We start from the raw sequence: 19,756 nt of genomic DNA, 5'->3' as shown, positions 1-19,756 counted from the left end.
TTGTTAGGATGGATTTGTGTCGACTATAAAGTACACTATCAATTTAATACATGTTTAAAAGCCTACCAAATTTTCTTGGTAGGCTTTCGTTTTGTTTAATTATTTTCCTATAAACTGTTGTGTCCAGTAAAATCCACTATCAGATAATCCTACTCCAATATGTGTATAAGCTGGGTTCATAATATTTTCTCTATGTCCTGGTGACTTCATCCATGCATCCATAACTTCTGCTGCAGTGCGTTGTCCCATTGCAATATTTTCACCTGCAGATTTATATGTGATGCCATTTGATTTCATTTGATCAAACGGTGAGCCGAATGTCGGGCTAGTATGAGAAAAGTAGTTTTTGTTTTTCATATCTTGAGATTTTGCTTGAGCTGATTGAGTAAGCTTAGAATCGATTGTTAATGGTTTTAAACCAGCTTTTGCACGTTCTTGATTTGTTAAATCTACTACTTGTTGTATAACAGAAGACACTTGAACATCTCCTGAATTTTCTTTTACCGGTTCTTTTACTACAGGTGGCGTTACAGGAGTAACTGGTTTCTCCACTACTGGTGCTTTTTCAGGTGTAGTTGGTTTTTCAACTACCGGTGTTTTTTCTGGCGTAGTTGGTTTTTCAACTACTGGTGTTTTTTCTGGCGTAGTTGGTTTTTCAACTACCGGTGCTTTTTCAGCTACTGGAGCTTTCTTGATCACTTCTGATTTTTTAGCTGCTTCTATTTCTTTTATCACAAGTGGTTTCAGGTTTTTTAATTCTTCATTTATCAAATCCTGAATATCCGAGTTATTTAAGTTAATATTGTACATTACGTTGTACGGTGATTGCAGTTGATACGTAACGGATGTTTTTGCCTCGGAAGTAGTAGGTGAATTTCCAGTGATCATCGCTGCTTCTGTTGTATTTGCGGAAAGTAATAATCCTCCTGCAAGTATTCCAGTCATTATCGAATGCTTCTTGTTCATGTTCATTTCCTCCTTCTTTTGTGCTCCCCTATTGTAAACACAAAATCAGCGGAAAAATTATTATAAAATATTCCAACGTATCCATTTTGAATGCAAATGTTGATAGAAACTATTATTCTATATAAGCAAATTGGTTAACTTAACCACTAAACTTAAATATTACATTCTATCTTCTGTTGACAGAATCTTATATTCTTCTTTGTAAATTTCTTTTATCAATTGTTTTTGATCTTGTGGCAACTGACTTTGATCAATTCTCTCTAGAGCAAGCGCATATTTCTTTTCGATTGATTGCCTAGCTCTTGGATGTGTATATTCATCTAATAGCTCTGATTGAATGACTTGCCGAACCTGTTCTTCCGTTTGAAGGACATCGATAGACTTACGACCTTTATATAGATGCTGAAATGCTTTAATCATTTACATTACTTCCTAGCATTTTTAATTTGTCGACTTGTTCACCGATAATAACGATTTGTGGGGGCATTTTCATATATTCAGGAATCCACTGGACAGTTCCATAAGCGTATTGAAATAGAACTGGATTTTTATGTCCGTTTAATGGTATATATCCTTTCATCCGATAAATGGTATTTGGCAATTCCTTTAGCCATTCTTCAAACTCCTTTTGATCTATATCTTCATGAAACGTATGTAACCTAGAAGAAAGTGATAATTGCTTTCCGATTGCTGTTTGATAGATGTCTTTTTCATGAAAAGTAGCTTCTAAACCTTTTATCGATTTTAAAGGAAGTTTACTATTTGTAGTCTGTATTATCGGTGCCGTGTCATTTAACGCTTGTAATTGCATTGTAACAGTTAACATTTCTTCATCAGTTAATAAATCGATCTTATTCGCTACTATTAAATGGGCATGTTTAATTTGCTCTAAAAATAGCATTCTCATTTGAGGAGACATCTTGTCACGATCTAGCCACCTTTTGCAATCGGCTACGGTAATAATTCCTTTCATATTTAACCTGCTTGCAAATAAAGGGGAAAATACCGCGTCCATAGCCTCCACAGGATGTGCGGCACCTGTCGTTTCGATTAAGAGTACATCGAAATCCTCTCCTTCTAAAAGCATTTGCAATTGTGCTTCCATTTTTTCTGATCCAGTACAACAGATACAACCTTCTAACATTTCTTTTAAAGGTATACCATCTTCGACCGCCCTACTATCAAAAGCAAGCTTTCCTAACTCATTCATAATAACTGCCGGTTTAAGCCCCTCTACTTTAAATTGCTCGATAATATGAGACAATAGAGAAGTTTTCCCGCTTCCTAAAAATCCGCTTAATAAATAGACATCTTTCATTAGAAATCTTCTCCTTTATACACGTATTGAAAAAGCTGACCAAACAGGCCAGCTTTTTTTATTTATTCAACAACTCTGTTACAACTTCTTTTGCTTTTAATAGTTGTGGATCATCTTTAACTATTTTTTCACGAATTTTATCCATTAAAATGAATGTAGACTCTCCTGTTAGTTCACCAGTAACTTCAAGCTTGTTATCAGATTGGAACTTTTTCACCGCAGCTGTCATCTCTGCATCGAAATTACCGTCCACTTCTCCTACTTTATAGCCAATTGCTTTGAGTATTTCTTCAGCATTTTGAACAGCTTCGGAAGATTGGCTTTCTTTTAATGTAGTTGAAGGGTCTAATGGGGATAACATTGCATAACTTGGATATTCCACTACATAGTCAGGTTTAATTCCTTTGTCATGAATCCAATTTCCTTTTGGAGTTAACCACTTAGCAGTTGTAATTTTAATGTTCGAGCCATCTGGTAAATCATTCACTGTTTGAACAGTACCTTTACCAAATGAATTTAATCCTACTAAAGGAATGTTTGCTGATTCACTTAATGCACCTGCTAATATTTCTGATGCTGAAGCACTTCCTTCATCAATAATTATACTTACTGGGACATTTACCCGTTGACCAGGAGTCGCTGGAGTGACAATTTTATTTCCTTTGTCCTCAATTTGAACAATTGTTTTTCCATCTTCAACAAACAAGTTAGAAATATCAATTGCTGAATTTAAAAGTCCTCCTGGATTCTGTCGAACATCAAGCACCAATGCTTTCATACCTTCACTTTCCATTTCATCAATGGCAGCGAGTAGCTCATCATACGTATTAGTTGAAAAGCTAGAAATAATAATATGTGCAACTTTGTCATCTAACATTTCAGCATAAACCGTTTCAATCGGAATTTCATCTCGTACAATAGTAACATCCATAGCCGCATTTCCACCGCGTTGAATGGAAAGAGTTACTTCAGAACCTTTGTCTCCTCGAATTAACAAAACCGCCTCAGAGGCGCTAAAACCTTTAATATCTTTCCCGTCTACTGCTAAAATCTTATCATTTGGTAAAACTCCTGCTTTTTCTGCGGGTGAGTTTTTTATAGGTGAAACCACAGTTATAATTCCGTCCCGTTCTTGTATTTCCGCCCCAATTCCTTGAAAACTGGAAGAAATACTCTCATTGAATTGAGAGGCTTCACTTTGGTCCATATAATCCGAGTAGGGATCTTCTAACGCATCAATCATTCCGTTTATAGCACCATTGATAATCGTTTCTTCATCTATATCCTTATAGTATTCTGCTTCTAGTTTGTCATATGCCATGTACAACTTTGAGAACTCTGTACGTTCTGTTTGTGGCTTTGTGATACTCGCCACTTTATCTTTTCCCCATGTAGTAGCAAGCATCGTTATAGCCGCTGTTACAATTATTAGAGCGAAAATCGTTAATAGAAAAACAGGTGGTTTCATTTTAATATAAGATGGTGCGGGTTTCCCCTCAGTTAACTGTTCTTCTTCGTTATTTTGCTTTTGTTCGTCCAAATTTTTCACCCTTTTCCCAAAACTGACTACCTTTTAAAAAATAGACTGCCATTTATGACAGTCTATTCTCGCTTTTTTGTTATTCCTGAATAGCTGCCTCTAAAGCAACAACTACCATATCATTGAACGTTGTTTGACGTTCTTCAGAAGAAGTTGCCTCTCCTGTAATAATATGATCACTAACTGTTAATACAGATAGTGCTTGGCGACCAAATTTAGCAGCCAATGTGTAAAGTGCTGCAGATTCCATTTCCACTGCAAGAACACCATAGTCTGCCCATTTTTCATTCTGCGCATTTTCATTATAGAATAGGTCTGCAGTAAATACGTTCCCTACTTTTAAATTTAATCCTGCTTCTTTACCTGCATTATATGCTTTATATAATAGATCGAAATCTGCAGTAGGCGCATAGCTTACATCACTTAACAATACTTTATTCAAACTAGAATCAGTTGAAGCACTTTGAGCAAGAATCACATCACGTACTTTCACGTCTTTTTGAATTGCTCCACAAGTACCTACACGGATTAGTTTTTGGACATCATAATCATTCATTAGTTCGTGAACATAAATAGAAATTGAAGGAACTCCCATTCCAGTACCTTGAACAGAAATTCTTTTCCCTTTATATGTACCAGTATATCCAAACATATTACGAACCTCGTTATATTGAACAACATCTTCTAAAAATGTTTCTGCAATATATTTTGCACGAAGTGGATCCCCTGGAAGCAAAATTGTATCCGCAATTTCACCTTTTTTTGCACTAATATGAATACTCATTTATATGACCTCATTTCTATTACGTATCGGCTTAATAATACCGTTTTTTTAATATAATTGCAACGAACAAGCTACTGATTATCTTCTATATAAGACTCCCACAATTCATCAAAAATGACTGCTGGCATTTCTGGATGTGCCAGCTCCTCAATATATTGTGAAAGAGCGTGAAATGAAATTTCGGCTTTTGGAAAATCATGTTGGCGAAACATGTTTTCCGCAAAAAGAGATTTCTTATCCGACTTTTGTCCCCCTCGATATTTTAATGCATATAAATAAAATGATTGCTTCATATTATTTCTCCTCCTTTAGACATACGTACATAGAAAATTCATAAAAATGTAGATAATTTAACGCAAAACAAGTAAACTTAAAACTATTGATAGGTAACACATCAAGAAGGGGCTGGTTTGATTGATAAAAGGAGTTAAGCAAAAGAAAAAACCAATACAATTACCTAAACAAAAAAGGCGGAAAAAGAACGATAACACATCAAAGAAATTCCCTACTTTCTCCCTCTTTAAACAAACAAAGAAAAGAGAGAAAAGACCTAACAACAATAAAAAATCCAATATGTTTCAATCTATTCGTGGAAGGGTTCTCTTAATATTTTCCGTATTGATTGTCATATTAATTTCTATGTTAGTTTTAACATCTACTAAAATGTTTTCATCTCAGCAGGCATTTGAAAAGTTTACAAATGTAGATATTAAAGAGCAAATGATGGTCAATCAAATCTCCACGGAGATTGGCAAACTTGCAAATGCAGAACAAAGCTATGTCATCACAGGTAAGACAAATTATATGACAACTTACCGACAAAATAAAGACGCGATTGTTACTCATTTAAAAGAATTAAACGAAACATATAAAGATCGTCCTGATGAACTTCAAAAGATTCAATCGATTGATCAATTTTTTATGACATATCTTAAATATTCAGAGCGAGTTATTCAAGTAAGAGATGAACAAGGAATTGAGGCAGCACAAAAGTTAGTAAATACAGGTAATGGTAAAACCGCAATGAGCTATGTGGATGTACATATCGCTGCTATGAATGAACTACTCTCTAAAAAAAATGCAGCACAAATAGCTTTACTTAAAAAGGAAAATAATACATCACTTTATTTATTCATTGCTTTAACAATATTCTCTGTTGTACTAACGTTATCTTTTGGAATTTATTTATTTTATTCTATTAAACGAAGTACATACTCAATTAATCGTTCTATACTTGATATTGCTCAAGCTGGCGGTGACTTAACTCGACGTGTAAAAATACGTACAAAGGATGAATTTTCAGAAATCGCTGAAAGTACAAATATTTTAATAGGGTCGATTGCGAATTTAGTGAAACGGGTAAGTTTGCTAACTGAAAATGTAACTGCAAGCGGGCAAGAACTGATGGCATCATCAGAAGAAACTGCCGTAACGATTCAATCTATCGCTGACACGACAAATGAAATCGCTTCTGGTAGTGAACACACCATGCGAAGTATGACTGTTGCCATTCAAAAAATGAATTCACTTGAAGAAGCTACTCGGTATTTAAATAGCGATGCTCAATCTGTGAAAGTAGCTACTGATCATATGATCGAAGCTGCGCGCAAAGGTAGTGAATCTGTTCAGCATTCTTCGAATGTAATGATGAGCATTGAGGAGACGATGGCTAACACGTCCCAAACTGTGGAAGCATTGGGAACAAAATCGTATGAAATTACATCCATCATTAAAACAATCACTGCTATTGCAGAACAAACAAACCTACTTGCACTCAATGCGGCAATCGAAGCTGCACGAGCAGGAGAACATGGCAGAGGATTTGCAGTAGTAGCAGATGAAGTAAGAAAGCTTGCGGAACAATCTCAAAAAGCTGCAAAAGAAGTAACAGGAATAGTGACTTCCATTCAAACAGAAGTAACTTCTATTGTAAAACAAAATCACGCAGGCGTGGAAAATGTTATTAAAGGCGTTGAAGTGGCAAATGAAACAAACGCATCACTTGAACAGATTATGCAACAGACAAACGATACGATTTCCATCATCGATAAAATGGTTAACCAAATAGAGGAAACTCTCAACTTTAGTCAAGAGGTTGCAGCATCTTTCGTAGAAGTAACACAAATCGCAGAAAACACTGCATCCAATACCGAGACATCTGCTGCAGCGGCACAACAAGGCTCCGCAGCAATGGAAGAAATCAATGCCTCTGCTGTTGAATTATCGAATCAGGCTGACGAGTTAAGAAAGGTAGTAAATGAATTTAAATTGTAAGAAAGAACAGAGAAGGCAAAATGTAATTTAAGAGAAATCGTGCTATTCGGATTAGTACCTACTCGTATACTATATTATTAACGATAGACAATGTTCTAGAGGGTTGGAATTGGCAATGCCACTTTCAACCCTCCTTTTTTTTAGTAATTTTATCGTAACGTTTGTATATCGTGATCTTGGAATATGCGAAAGAGACAGACTGCTTTTGCTTTAGTGAATAAAGAGACTATCTTCTTTTAAAATTGCGATACAATATCCCGTGCACGTCCCCTATTTAGAAAGGTTTTTTAATTTTTTTCACATTATTAAACACGAGAATCTTTGCTTCAAATTAGTTTTTCACTACAGTGGAAAAGTTAGAGCACTTATTAACTATGGGCTATTTTGATAATTTCTCGAATAACCGAAGGAATCTCATTGGCATTTTTGACTATAAACAAATGGTCCACTTCGTCTAGGGTTGGGGCTAGTGCTTCTTCATTCTGCTGACGTGTGAGAACTTCCTCAAAAGTTGTTACTGTTCTTAAAATGGACGTACTACGCTGACTTTTTGTAACCCGCTCCTGAAGAACATATTCAGGTATATCAAAATTTACGATGACACTAGTAAAATTTTTATCTTTGTATGGTTTTAGTAGTTTCAAACGTCCTGTACGGTTCCGATTTGAGTTGCTTAAAATAATGTGGCAATCTGTATCATTAATTGCATGATTTACTATAGTTTGTGTTAGTAAATATTTAATCGTATTATGTCCTTGTTGTGGTATTAATTTTTCGTAATATGTATGTAAAAATACAGCATGGTTGTCTTGATCAATAACAATCGAGTTTAACATATCTTTTTCTAAAGCAAGAGCAAATGTAGTTTTGCCACTATGGGTTTTTCCAACTGTCATTACTACTAATCTATTCAAGAATCCCACTCCATTCGTAAAATTGCTGTTTCTACGTTTCGTATGTTTGCTTTACAAAAGTTTACAATTTAATACATGATCAGCTAGATAACATTAAAAACGTCAAGATGAAATTAACTCTAGTAATAAGGTAAAATTATCTAAGCTAAATGCTTTGCCCAACCACCTAATGAAGTACTACTCAGTTATTGATTTTCGTTACAGGTGGCTACTCTAGCGGGGTTAGGGAGACAGGGGAACCAGCGCAACGTATCCGAATGTGCGCTAATGGTTCATCGCTCCCCCCGGAGAATAGATTCACTTGAAACGGAAATCAAAAGTATTGCTCCCCTAAAGTATCAGAAACCCCGTGTTCAGTACATTGTAATAAACTTTCCTATCTTTTAAACAAGCACAAAAAAGCTTTTGCTCTTTTGTGCTCATTAGAGTTATTAAAATAACTTCAAATACTCTTCATAACCTTCTGCAACTAACTTCTCTTTTGGTATAAATCGCATCGAAGCTGAATTTATACAATAGCGAAGTCCAGTTTCCTCTTTTGGTCCATCCGGGAAAACATGTCCCAAATGGGAGTTTGCTGTTTTGCTCCGCACTTCTACACGTCGCATCCCATGGCTATCGTCAAATTTTTCAATCACTTCTTGATCCTCAATTGGTCTTGTAAAACTTGGCCAACCACACCCTGCGTCATATTTATCCTTTGAGTGAAATAACGCTTTTCCTGAAACAATATCTACATAAATCCCTTCTTCAAAATGCTTATCGTATTCATTTTGAAATGGTGGCTCCGTTCCATTTTGTTGCGTTACATAATATTGCATATCAGTCAGTTTTTCTTTCATTTTAAACCCTCCTTCATTTTCTCTACAAATGCTGCCCTTCCAGAACCAACAAAGTATCTGTTATAATGCGCTGGGTTTTTCTTATAATAGTCTTGATGATAGTCCTCCGCAAGGTAAAACGCTTTAGCCGGCAATATTTTTGTAGCAATCGGTACATTGAATTTTCCCAAGGCATTTAAGGCTCCCTTAGAATTTTCCGCTTTTTCACGTTGTTCTTCTGAATGATAGAAAATCGCTGTTTGATAAGAAGATCCACGATCAAAAAATTGGCCATTATCATCTGTTGGGTCAATATTTGACCAAAAAATTTCTAATAATTCATCATACGAAAACTTTTCAGGATCATATGTAATTTGAACGGCCTCATAATGTCCTGTAGCATTTGAACAAACTTGTTCATACGTAGGATTTTCAACATGTCCACCCGTATAACCCGACTCCACCTTTTCAATTCCTTCATAAGAGTCAAAAGGCTTTACCATACACCAAAAACAGCCTCCTGCAAAAGTAGCTTTTTCCATTGTTTAGCACCTCACTTTGATGGTATTACTATTTCTAAAGTAATAATATCTTTTTCTAAATCTAACTGTTTAGCACGCACATGAACTCCAGAAGACATTGGAATACTTGCTAACTGGATAAGTACTTGCTTTTCTGCGGGCTTTACTACTATCCATTCCGGTAAGTCAATTGAGTCTTGTAGTAATTTTAAAACAGCTTCTGGTTGCAGTTTTGCTTGACCTATCTCCAAGGAAGATTGCTCTAACCGAATATTCCCTCCCTCTTCCACAAATGGCTCAAAATACATCTTAATCGGGAAATTTAATGAGAAGATGGTTAACTCTGAAGACAGTATTATCTGATCATCCACCGTTAGTTGTATAGGGAGAGGTTTACCTTTCATCTCTTTTTGAAGATACGTATTGGCAATTCCTTGAAAATCTTCCTTCGTAGCATTTACTGTTAGAACATGTCCTTCTATATGCGGTATCGGTATTTCTTGTTGAGTCGGTTCTATTGGAGAGGTAATCCAATAGACAACCGCTCCAATACTTCCGAAAATTACAAGCACTAATAAAAAAAATGCAATCTTCCACTTATTCATTCAAACAACTCCTCAAAACAACATTTCCCTATTTCGTTCATCAATTAAACTACATTCTTCTAATGAATTAACTAAAGCTTCTTCTATTAGTTCATATCCTTTACTATTCGGGTGAAAAAAGTCTGTATGGTATACTAAATTCGCATTTGTAATAAACAGTTGATCAATTGGAACAAAACATGCATTTACATCGCTATATGCCATGGATTCAATTGTATTGTTCCAATCCGCTACAATAGAATCTATTTCGCTTTTTTCGTCTGTTACAGCTGTAATAGGATTATAAAGGCCAAGTAAAATAATTGGAGCGCTACTATTAACCTCTCGAATTTCTTCTAATATGCGATCATAGTTTTTTTCAAACTTTACTAATTCCCTTTCAAAGTTTTCCACTTTCAGGTCAAATAAATCTTTTTTTACTACCTTCATCATATCATTGCCACCAATTGTTAACGTAATAATATCTGCTTTACGTAACTGATGATCTATTTCACCAGCTTTTAGCATTTTCAATAGTTGGTCACTTCTACGTCCTCTTTTGGCAGTATTGGTTAAAATAACCTCTTCTATTCCTTTATATTGTGAAATTTCTTTTTGAAGTAGTCCAATATAGCCACCTCTTTTTAATTCATCACCAACTCCCTGAGTTAATGAATCACCAAGTCCAACAAGTTCAATCGTTCTAGGGAAAAACGAAAAAGGGATAACATATTCTTCAAATAGAACAGATTGCCTTTCAGAGAAGTTTACAACCTTCATTTCATTAGACGCACAACCAGAAAGCAAGAGCACGCATAAAAAACTTACAAAATATTTCATTTTAAACCCCTTTATTTATCAATAAAGGCAGGGAATCACCTTCTTCCCTGCCTCTTCACTATTCTGTCATATACATAAATCCAATAGCACCAGGACCTGTATGAGTACTAATTACAGGAGAGGTAAAGGACATTTGAATGTGCTTAAAACCAGATTCCTCTATCAGCTTCTTTAAGGGAGTAGCCATCGAAAAACCATTTGCATGTGATATACCTACAGCTTTCACTATTTTACCTGTAGTATCTTTAATAAATTCATTAAATAGATAATTGACCACTTGTTTATGGCTACGTACTTTCGCAACAGGCGTATATTCACCGTTCGCCAAACTAGCTATTGGTTTAATGGAAAGTAATGAACCTAACATTGCTTTTCCTTTTCCAATTCGTCCACCCTTTACTAAATTATCAAGCGTATCTACCACTACAAATAGGTTAGTATTTGCACAATTTTCTTCGACCTTTTTCAGAATTTCTTCAACCGTTTTACCTTGTTTCGCCATTTTAGCAGCTTCTTCCACCTGAAAACCTAAAGCAAAGGAAATAAACCGAGAATCGACAACCGTCACATCCGATTCAGACATTTCAGCAGCCGCTTGGGCAGACTTAACTGTTCCACTCATGCTTCCTGTCATATGAATAGAAATAATTTGATCTCCATTTGCCCCAAGCTCATCATATAATTCTTTAAAGACCCCAACTGCTGGCTGAGATGACTTTGGCAATTCTTTTGATTTCGCCATTTTTTCTAAAAATTCTTCTGGCTGAAGTGTAACACCATCAATATATGACTCTCCATCTATATGAATTGAAAGCGGGACTACTTGGATATTATATTCGTCTAATAGTTCTTTAGTTAAATCAGCTGTTGAATCTGTTACGATGTGGATTTTATGCACTATATCTCTTCCTTCCTCTAAAGTTCTATTATAAGAAGAAGCAACACTCCTTGTAAACTAATTTAACAGTATGTTGAAAACTGTCATGCAATTTTCTTTCGATCATAAATCAAATACGAATATATAGTTCCCTCTGGAGTTTTCATTTCTTCTGAAGTATCCACTAAATCCCAGTCTTCAAGGTTATATGTTGGAAAGAATGTATCTCCTTCAAACTGCTGTTGTATCAAGGTGACGTATAGTCTATCTGCTATCGGCAACACTTCTCGGAATATTTGCTCGCCGCCGATAATCATCACTTCCGGATGAAATTCTTCTGCCATATTGATCGCATCCGTCAGATTTGTCACCACTTCTGCACCTTCTGCTTTATAGGAAGGGTTTCTTGTTACAATTATATTCTTTCGACCCGGTAAAATACGACCGATGGATTCAAACGTTTTTCTTCCCATCACCATGCCTTTATTCATTGTTTTTTCTTTAAAATACGCTAGGTCACCTGGGATATGCCAAGGCATTTTATTGTTTAACCCAATTACTCGATTTGGATCGTGTGCTACGATTAATGAAATCATGAAATCCCTCCATTATTTTCAGTTATACAGCGATTGGTGCTTTGATGCGGGGATGTGGGTCATATCCTTCCAGCACAATGTCCCCTAATTCATAATCGAATATAGAATTTTTCTCACTCGATAACTTAAGAGTCGGTAACTGACGCGGTGTGCGAGCTAGCTGCGTTTCCACTTGTTCCATATGATTTAAATATAAATGTGCATCTCCAAGCGTATGAACAAACTCTCCAACTTCTAAATTGCACTCTTTTGCTATGAGATGTGTTAATAGAGCATAGGAAGCGATATTAAATGGAACACCTAGAAACACGTCTGCACTTCGTTGATATAGCTGGCAGGATAATTTTCCGTTTGCCACGTAAAATTGCATAAATGCGTGACATGGTGGTAAAGCCATTTCCTCTACTTCAGCAGGATTCCAGGCAGTGATAATATGTCTTCTTGAATCTGGATTTTTCTTGATTTGTTCAATGACGTTTTGTAGTTGATCAATCGTGTCCCCATTTTTGTTTGGCCATGATCTCCATTGTCTACCGTATACAGGACCTAAGTCTCCAAATTGCTTTGCAAATTGGTCATCAGCTAGAATTTTCGAACAAAAGATCTCCATCTGTTCATCCAGCACTGTTTTGAAAGCTGGGTCATTCGCTGCACGAACACCAAAATTAGTCATATCAGGACCAGTGTATTGTTCACTCTTCACCCATTTCTCAAATGCCCAATCGTCCCAGATATGATTGTTTGCCTCTATTAAAGTTTTTACGTTAGTGTCCCCTTTTATAAACCAGAGCAATTCACTTACCACTAAACGAAATGCCGTCTTTTTTGTCGTCAACAAAGGAAATCCATTCGCCAAATCGAAACGCATTTGGTAACCAAACACACTTTTTGTTCCGGTTCCTGTGCGATCTTCTTTAACGACGCCTTGCTCAATAATATATTTACATAAAGATAAATACTGTTCCATTACTATACCCCATTTATACTTTCTATTCTTGCTTTTATTATAACAAAAAATGCCCTCCATATGAGGACATTTGTTTTAATATAACGTTTTCTATTAATCGGCAATACACACATTTTTTCAAAACAACTTTTAGATGTACCATGTTACAGATTGTAAACTTAGCTTGTGAACAAAACACAACGTCACATTAAGGAGATTGAATCAAAAATATCTCTCCTTTTTCATCAAAAGCATTTTTAAAGTCAAATGCAAATGGTGTTGGTCCATGCTGTATATAATAGTTGTATCGATTGAATGCTTCTTCCCAAAAAACATCCTTCACATTTTCTGTCCACCACATTATATAAGAAAGGTGTTTCTCCGGATATTGCTTCATCCATTTATTTCTATCCCGTAATGCTTGCCTATGCTTACCTGAGTAGGTAAAGTGATATAAGGATTCAAGGCTTCTCCATACTGTTAAAGTAAGAATAGGAGATCCGCTACCCCGTATCGATTCTTCAGGGAAAGGAACTCCATCAGAAGAAAAAGTTTCTACAAGCCCTGATTTTTTTGCTTGACGGTATACTTCATCTCCTATTTGAAAAAATTCACGTGAGACAGGATGGTCGTTGGGATGATTAAGCCTACCAACTGTATAAATTGAAACAAATGCCATAAACAGACCTCCTCTAGTCATTATCTATATATATTCAACTAATAGATGAAAAATCCTAGCTTTTGTTATCTGATCCGAATATTGAAATGCCAGCAAATTAGCGAAACACTACTAAATCACTTACTAATCTGAAATGCCCTTTTGACCTATCCTCAAACTACAGTTACTACTAGCATTTGTTGAAAACCATCTCTGAGAGAAATCATTATTATAATTTTGAATCATGTTTTTAATAGTAGTGGTCATCATAGGACTGAACAAAAAGAGGTATCCAAACATTCAACTATTGTGTAGTTACTGAAAAGAAAATTTGAAAAAAAACCATTTTTCGATGGGTGTCAGCATTAATCTAGGATAACCACTTAGGCAGAGTGTTTTTGGACCTGCGTAGTATCCGATCAGCTCGCCTTCTGAGTCGTTGATAGTTTATGCATCAAATCTTTATTTAGCCCATCTTGAAACACAAATTCATCATTCGGATATACTTCATCGACATAAATTGCTTTGTATACCACTAAGTACCGCTAAATCGTTTGACACTTAATATCCAGTTGAAGCTGAACATTCTTCCTTCCTATCAATAATTAAATAAGCTTGTCCAAGATCTGTATTTGGTATTACACCTAGTTGAGCAAATTAGATGATAGCATCTAAGTAAGTCGTCTGGTCACATTCTAATAACTTAGGTGTAATACGTACCGCTGTAAGAGCGATACGTGCGATGCAGTCTGCGTCCATATAGTTTTGGCAATGCTCGTTGAATTTCTGGACCCATGCGCTTTAAAAGCGCATTTATTTGATTATGAATTTTCGTTCTGAAGTAGTATTCGAATATTTATTATATAGTTCTGGTTCCTCTTCTTTTAAGCGTTTCGAATCAAAGCGTGTTACATCATTTGACTTCCAAGTCACTTTCCGAGTAGCTGTAAAAGCTTTTTCGTTCACACCCATAAACGCTTTGATTTGATTTTTATATTCCTTCTCTTTTTTTTGAAGGACAGTCAAATCAACTTTGATTTGTTCTAATGCGTCAATAAGAGTTTCCATTTCAGAAGGTAGATAAATTTCGGTGTCATGATCCGATTCAGGATAAAGTACTTTTAGTAAGTCTACAGATGCATCAGTACCATCAAATGCAGGCGGAATTTGTTTCAACACGTGGTTTTCCCAAAAATCTTTTTCTATATTAATTAGGTATGTGATTAATTCCTCATCACGTTCGATTTTTTTATGGACAAATTTATTTCCTCCAACAAGTACTGCTATATGCCATGCTGTGAAGCCTGTGACCGCCATGTAATGCTGACATTTGAGTATATAAGCGGTTGGTATTTCTTCACAATCCCACTCCCCTTTTAGGTATTCAGAAGTTGTTTTACACTCCAACCCTTCTCGTTTACCAATAACCAAACGATCCACATTAGCTAACATGAAAGGATAATCTGAGTGTCTCAGTATTGCGTTTCTTCTCCGTACCTTTAAACCAGTTCGTACAGTAAATTCTTTAGCAACTATATCTTCCATAACATTGCCCCAGTACGCTGCTTCCCCACTCAAATCCTCATGCGGTGCTTGACCGATCTTATCTAAATAAACTCCAACTGGTGACTTCCACTTGTTTAAGCCTGCAATTGCTGATACATCACTACCACCAATACCAAGCTTTCTTGCCTCTAACCACTCTTCACGGGTCAAATCAACAGTTTTTATTAACGTTTTGGCTTGCACAATACCCCTCCCTGAGATTTCTGATGCCTGCCGATATAATAAAAATATTAATTTAGTTCCAGAGCTTCTTACCAATCCACTACTTCGAATATTAGACTTCTTATGCACTTAGATCGACTGCCTCGCCTTTTTCGATAAGATGTTCACCAATGCATCCTGTAGAGCAATATAAATAACCATAAAGTTCATATCCTTCACCCTCGTACAGCTCTTCTCTACAGTGTTTGTAGATGCATTGACCAACCTTTCTAGGTTCTCGTAATGGCTCTTCGTATCCGTAGCCTGCTACCATTCCATTTTCCAACATGTTTCCACCCTCTTTCTAATAATTGAACCCCTAGAACAAATCTTAGACTTCTTGGCGAGAGCAAATGCTCTCATGTTATAATATTCATACGTATTCAATTTTGCTAATTGACTTTGCCGAGTCAGTTAGCTTTTTAATTGCTCTTTTTCGATTAAAAAGTACCGTACAACTGGCTCTAATGCTATCCAACCGCTCACTTTAATTTTCATGTCTATATCCCTAACAAAGCAAAAAGATTCATCTAATTTTCCTCTTTTCAAGTTATGCTCAATTGCTTTCGAACAATCTAAGATACAAGTAAGTTCCCATAAAGCAGTACGGTAATCTAGTGTTCTGAATAGGTCATATTTCACACACTTCGTTGGAAGACTAATATAGATTTCAAAAACAAAGTAATCCATATTTATAAAATCAAAGATCATTTTAGAACTAGAACTTCTAAAAGAAAAAATAGTTATCGGAAGTTCTCTAGGAATGAATATATCAAAAGAATTTTAGTGGATTTCGAAATCCACAAGGTGATGTTTTTTTGACTTACGTTGGGGAACACTTGGAGAGCGATACTAAAAGGTATAATTGAGCTGATGTGTGAGAGAGAAACATTTCCATTTCACTTCCCATTATTTGTGACATACTTTTGTATCGCTTTACTTTCTTAAAAATATACCGTTTACAACCGTCGCAGCTCTAGTAGCTGACACATTGGAAACAATTTATAAGATACGCTCATTCATTTAACGAAATCGAAAATTAAACATTTCGAGATACAATTTGGGGTAGATTGTTTTTTCATTGAGTAAAATGTAGAAAAAAAAGCTATGTTAAAAGTAAAGGTTAATTTAAAAATTCATAAAAAAAAAAGCTGGAAATGTATCTCCAAACTCTTTTTATTTTGATATTGTTTTTTACTAAAGCACCTGTTAGTTGAATAAGAAAAGATTTTTGGTAACACCAATTTGAAACTGTTCAAAACTGTTTTCCACAAAAATCATCAATGTTTGAGTGAATATAGTATCCAGACACAAGGGCTTTACCACCGCTAAAAAAATGAAAAGCTTTTGTTTCGCCATCACTGTTTTCAAGTACAGCTCGATGTTCAATTTCGAACTCCATTTCTTGTGTACCTTCTCTTTTTGAATTGTTAATTTCCTTAATTACTTTATTAATGGTTTTCAGTTCATCAATTTCAATCGTCTCACCACCTGAACATTCAATAGTAAGTTTGACCATATCACTCTCTATTAAGGGTTCACTGTAATGATTACATGCACCCAAGAAGATAATACAAAAACAATATAGTAACCTTCTTTTCATTAATTCACCTCCTATGGTTTGTTATTCTGAATTACAAGCTTCTTTAACAAACTGCTGCTTTAGTTGAAGTGTAACATTTCACAGTGCATATCCGAGATCAACATAATGTTTTAGACATAAAAATAGACCATCAAAATGATGGCCATATTTTGCTAAAGCACCCGTTAGATTAATAATATTGCTTTTGATTAATGCTGTTTTTATTTATTATGTCGTTTTTTTACTTTTGGAAATTCACTATTATTAATTTTGTTCCAAATTTTTAATGCACTTGGATAACAATTATTAATCGAATGTTTTTCACTCACCGAAAACATTTTATCAAAAACCTCATGTATCAATACAGCTAATTTTTCTACAGATGTTGCGGTTGGTAATTCCAATACAATTAGACTTATTTCTGGATCATATTCATCCTCAGATGTGTAACGTATAAGCTGTTGCGGGTCCCAGTCATTAATTACTTCTTTTACTATTTGGTAGTGGTCTATAATTCTACCCCCTTATTTAGCTCGTCTGCCTAGTTTCTTCAAAAAAAGCCACCCCAGACTTAAAATAAATCCTCTAGTGTTCATTAATTCACATATATGAACTTATTCAACACAATCACAAAAAATCCCCAGGAACTATTGTTATTAATTTGTTTCTTTCTGTTTTTTTCATTAAGCCATATGTTATTGCATAATTTTGATTTTCTTCGATTAAAGCCCATGTACTAAAATTTTCTATATAGATTTTCTTATCATTTGAAGTACTATCCACTGTTCTTCAGAAGATTTATCCTTGCTAATTACTTGAACGTTTAGCTAGTAAATCCAATAACAGTGATTAAATCAATTATAATAATTAACTCAACTTTCGGAGTTAGAAATACCGACTAAAACCTTGTTAAACCAAACTTTATAACCTGTTTTGGTATAAAAAACTGAAAATATGAGGTTGCAATTACTTAACGACACGGTAACGTAGGTGGGTTTCGCTCGCATAGGCAGCTGTTTCTATCCGCTCCAACTTAATACGCTGTCCGAGCCCACCAAATAATGAAATGCCGTCACCCAGCAGCAGGGGTACAACATGTAATTGGATTTCATCCACTAGGCCAAGCTTTAGGCACTGCCGGCAGATGCTACCTCCTAAAAGCACTACACTCTTATCACCGGCGGCTGCTTTGGCCGCTTCGACTGCATGCGTAATGTCATTAACAACAAAAGTATAGGTTATGCCGTCCCTTTCGACCGGTTCATGAGCCTCATGAGTCATTTCGTATACCGGAATCTTCAACATACCACCGTACGGTATCTCACCTTCCTCGATGGTCTGCGTATTGTTAGCGCCACCGACTACGGCGCCTAATTCTTTCATAACATTACTGACGACCGCTTCATCTTCGTCTACAGACGAAAAGCCGAACATCCAATCAATGCCTCCGTTAGTATCAGCCATAAAGCCATCAAGTGTTATGGTCGCATGAATAATAACTTTCCCCATTTTACTACCTCCCTCTTCCTTTATTTGCCTTATCTTTTTCATTCATTACTAATGCGGAAACGAAACAGTCTGTTTTGGTGGTTCATATTCCATCTAACATCACCTCATATACTAGATTCGCCAACCTCCAGTAAACTCCTTCTTCAACTAAATTGCTTCGTTAGTTTAAGTGAAAACTTTCACAATCTTACTCAAATATTAATGTTATCATCCAATTTGGCACCATTTATTTTTTAATAAAATTAATATTTGTAAGATCAGATCTCCTGATATCATTTTCTCCAACTCTATTTGCTTAATTTTCAGTCGTTTTCGCGTTAATCCTTCTTTCGTTAACTTCTTGCCAATATGGCAAAGATATACTTAAAGCGACTGCTTTTTCGAAAAAAAATAAAGCATAAAACTTCCTAAAATAAAATAAAGCATAAACTTTCCAAACGGAAAATTTATGCTTTACGTCACATTTTCATAAATTGCACCTTTTCGGGTAGCCCTTACATATGGTCGATCGATGTACATTAAAACATAAGGACGGTTGTATCGATCTATCAATTTAATAGCCTAAATATTTTCCATCTGGACATTTTTCAACCTATCTGTAACAACTAAAATACCTATAGGTAAATTATTCCACTGCCTAATATGTTCCGTGCTCAGTCATATTGCTGATAATCCAATCAGCCATACTCCATTTACTACCTGGGTAATGCAAAATTCTTGGTACAGCCAACTTTATTTCCTCCTTCCAGTTTAAAAACTTATCGAAATGTATAAGCTTTATACCCTAGAGTTAATATCAGTCGGGAAAGTCTGGTATTAGCCCTTTTTATTTTTTTTCTAATTCGAACGAGGTGGAACTTATGGAAACTAAAGGATTCTTTCATGTTGCTACAGCAATACTTTTGATTTCTTTGGTATATAGCGCAATTGTTTATTTTATTTTCGTCAAAGAATACAGTAAGAAAAGATGAGCTCCAGTTGGGCTACAATATTCCAGCATTTCACCCCACACTATTTTAGACATACGTTTGTATCAATTCAGATTTCTAAAATAAAAAATAAGCGAATTTGGGGTACATGCTTTTATATAGGATTTTACAATAGGATGGATGATACTAAGGTTAGAGCTTAAAATTAACACAAACGTTGGTATATCAATACTTCGGAAAAGAAAAACACTCGTGATTTACACGAGTGTTCAGATTGTAGACAAAAGGGTTTCGAAATGGTCGTATTTCGAAACCCTTTCTATTTTTTAT

General features: G+C 35.5%; 22 protein-coding genes and 1 pseudogene. 1 reads left to right on the top strand and 22 read right to left on the bottom strand.

The window, feature by feature from the left end; genetic code table 11:
* Positions 1–99: 99 nt before the first annotated feature.
* From FS486_RS02645 to FS486_RS02620, 6 genes are all read right to left on the bottom strand, one after another.
* A complete protein-coding gene (locus FS486_RS02645; protein ID WP_395940825.1) occupies positions 100–966 on the bottom strand; it encodes a CAP domain-containing protein in 867 nt (288 codons plus the stop codon).
* Between the two features lie 159 nt (positions 967–1,125).
* Positions 1,126–1,386: a hypothetical protein gene (locus FS486_RS02640; RefSeq protein ID WP_144509717.1), complete on the bottom strand. Its 261-nt coding sequence runs from the start codon at positions 1,384–1,386 to the stop codon at positions 1,126–1,128.
* On the bottom strand, positions 1,379–2,284 hold the full coding sequence (locus FS486_RS02635; RefSeq protein ID WP_144509716.1) for a CobW family GTP-binding protein: 906 nt from the start codon (positions 2,282–2,284) through the stop codon (positions 1,379–1,381). The genes FS486_RS02640 and FS486_RS02635 overlap by 8 nt, the downstream gene beginning before the upstream one ends.
* Before the next feature lie 58 nt (positions 2,285–2,342).
* Entirely contained in the window at positions 2,343–3,824 is a 1,482-nt protein-coding gene (locus tag FS486_RS02630; RefSeq protein WP_144509715.1) for a lmo1851 family serine protease, read from the bottom strand.
* A gap of 79 nt (positions 3,825–3,903) precedes the next feature.
* Positions 3,904–4,608, bottom strand: a complete 705-nt coding sequence (gene deoD / locus FS486_RS02625) for a purine-nucleoside phosphorylase (protein WP_144509714.1) — start codon at positions 4,606–4,608, stop codon at positions 3,904–3,906.
* A 71-nt stretch (positions 4,609–4,679) separates the two neighbouring features.
* The gene (locus tag FS486_RS02620; RefSeq protein ID WP_144509713.1) at positions 4,680–4,901 is read right to left on the bottom strand and encodes a YozE family protein; all 222 of its coding nucleotides are present in this window, start codon (positions 4,899–4,901) and stop codon (positions 4,680–4,682) included.
* 280 nt (positions 4,902–5,181) lie between these two features.
* Between FS486_RS02620 and FS486_RS02615 the strand changes: the two genes are divergently transcribed.
* Entirely contained in the window at positions 5,182–6,882 is a 1,701-nt protein-coding gene (locus FS486_RS02615; RefSeq protein ID WP_395940830.1) for a methyl-accepting chemotaxis protein, read from the top strand.
* A gap of 368 nt (positions 6,883–7,250) precedes the next feature.
* On the opposite strand, the gene FS486_RS02610 is transcribed toward FS486_RS02615, so the two are convergent.
* From FS486_RS02610 to FS486_RS20630, 16 genes and pseudogenes are all read right to left on the bottom strand, one after another.
* Positions 7,251–7,805: an ATP-binding protein gene (locus FS486_RS02610; RefSeq protein WP_395940824.1), complete on the bottom strand. Its 555-nt coding sequence runs from the start codon at positions 7,803–7,805 to the stop codon at positions 7,251–7,253.
* A 422-nt stretch (positions 7,806–8,227) separates the two neighbouring features.
* Positions 8,228–8,638 carry a peptide-methionine (R)-S-oxide reductase MsrB gene (msrB, locus tag FS486_RS02605; RefSeq protein WP_144509712.1) on the bottom strand — a complete coding sequence of 137 codons (411 nt, stop codon included), beginning with the start codon at positions 8,636–8,638 and terminating at the stop codon, positions 8,228–8,230.
* Positions 8,635–9,159, bottom strand: a complete 525-nt coding sequence (gene msrA / locus FS486_RS02600; protein ID WP_144509711.1) for a peptide-methionine (S)-S-oxide reductase MsrA — start codon at positions 9,157–9,159, stop codon at positions 8,635–8,637. Before msrA ends, msrB begins: the two co-directional genes overlap by 4 nt.
* Positions 9,160–9,170: 11 nt before the next feature.
* Positions 9,171–9,743: a YpmS family protein gene (locus FS486_RS02595; RefSeq protein ID WP_144509710.1), complete on the bottom strand. Its 573-nt coding sequence runs from the start codon at positions 9,741–9,743 to the stop codon at positions 9,171–9,173.
* A gap of 12 nt (positions 9,744–9,755) precedes the next feature.
* Positions 9,756–10,562 carry a GDSL-type esterase/lipase family protein gene (locus tag FS486_RS02590; RefSeq protein WP_144509709.1) on the bottom strand — a complete coding sequence of 269 codons (807 nt, stop codon included), beginning with the start codon at positions 10,560–10,562 and terminating at the stop codon, positions 9,756–9,758.
* Positions 10,563–10,620: 58 nt separating this feature from the next.
* Positions 10,621–11,460: a DegV family protein gene (locus FS486_RS02585; RefSeq protein WP_144509708.1), complete on the bottom strand. Its 840-nt coding sequence runs from the start codon at positions 11,458–11,460 to the stop codon at positions 10,621–10,623.
* Between the two features lie 83 nt (positions 11,461–11,543).
* Positions 11,544–12,035, bottom strand: a complete 492-nt coding sequence (locus FS486_RS02580) for a dihydrofolate reductase (RefSeq protein ID WP_144509707.1) — start codon at positions 12,033–12,035, stop codon at positions 11,544–11,546.
* Positions 12,036–12,057: 22 nt separating this feature from the next.
* Positions 12,058–13,002: a thymidylate synthase gene (locus tag FS486_RS02575; protein WP_144509706.1), complete on the bottom strand. Its 945-nt coding sequence runs from the start codon at positions 13,000–13,002 to the stop codon at positions 12,058–12,060.
* A 187-nt stretch (positions 13,003–13,189) separates the two neighbouring features.
* Positions 13,190–13,660: a DUF3291 domain-containing protein gene (locus FS486_RS02570; RefSeq protein WP_144509705.1), complete on the bottom strand. Its 471-nt coding sequence runs from the start codon at positions 13,658–13,660 to the stop codon at positions 13,190–13,192.
* Positions 13,661–14,452: 792 nt separating this feature from the next.
* Positions 14,453–15,388, bottom strand: a complete 936-nt coding sequence (locus FS486_RS02565; RefSeq protein WP_144509704.1) for a YqaJ viral recombinase family nuclease — start codon at positions 15,386–15,388, stop codon at positions 14,453–14,455.
* A gap of 100 nt (positions 15,389–15,488) precedes the next feature.
* Positions 15,489–15,695, bottom strand: coding sequence for a hypothetical protein (locus FS486_RS02560; RefSeq protein ID WP_144509703.1), 207 nt, complete (start codon positions 15,693–15,695; stop codon positions 15,489–15,491).
* A gap of 125 nt (positions 15,696–15,820) precedes the next feature.
* The gene (locus FS486_RS02555; protein ID WP_144509702.1) at positions 15,821–16,117 is read right to left on the bottom strand and encodes a hypothetical protein; all 297 of its coding nucleotides are present in this window, start codon (positions 16,115–16,117) and stop codon (positions 15,821–15,823) included.
* 544 nt (positions 16,118–16,661) lie between these two features.
* Entirely contained in the window at positions 16,662–17,009 is a 348-nt protein-coding gene (locus tag FS486_RS02550) for a hypothetical protein (protein ID WP_144509701.1), read from the bottom strand.
* Between the two features lie 200 nt (positions 17,010–17,209).
* Complete coding sequence (locus FS486_RS20635) at positions 17,210–17,470, bottom strand: hypothetical protein (RefSeq protein ID WP_395940829.1); 261 nt, start codon at positions 17,468–17,470, stop codon at positions 17,210–17,212.
* Positions 17,471–17,954: 484 nt separating this feature from the next.
* Positions 17,955–18,497: a dihydrofolate reductase family protein gene (locus FS486_RS02540; RefSeq protein ID WP_144509700.1), complete on the bottom strand. Its 543-nt coding sequence runs from the start codon at positions 18,495–18,497 to the stop codon at positions 17,955–17,957.
* A 640-nt stretch (positions 18,498–19,137) separates the two neighbouring features.
* Positions 19,138–19,227: pseudogene (locus FS486_RS20630) on the bottom strand (DNA adenine methylase); the annotation flags it as partial.
* Positions 19,228–19,756 lie beyond the last annotated feature (529 nt).

Origin of the sequence: Bacillus sp. FJAT-22090 (genome assembly GCF_007676755.1) — a bacterium.
Lineage (GTDB): Bacteria > Bacillota > Bacilli > Bacillales_A > Planococcaceae > Psychrobacillus.
The sequence above is the reverse complement of the archived record's forward strand: the minus strand, read 5'-3'. Positions and strand labels throughout refer to the sequence as shown.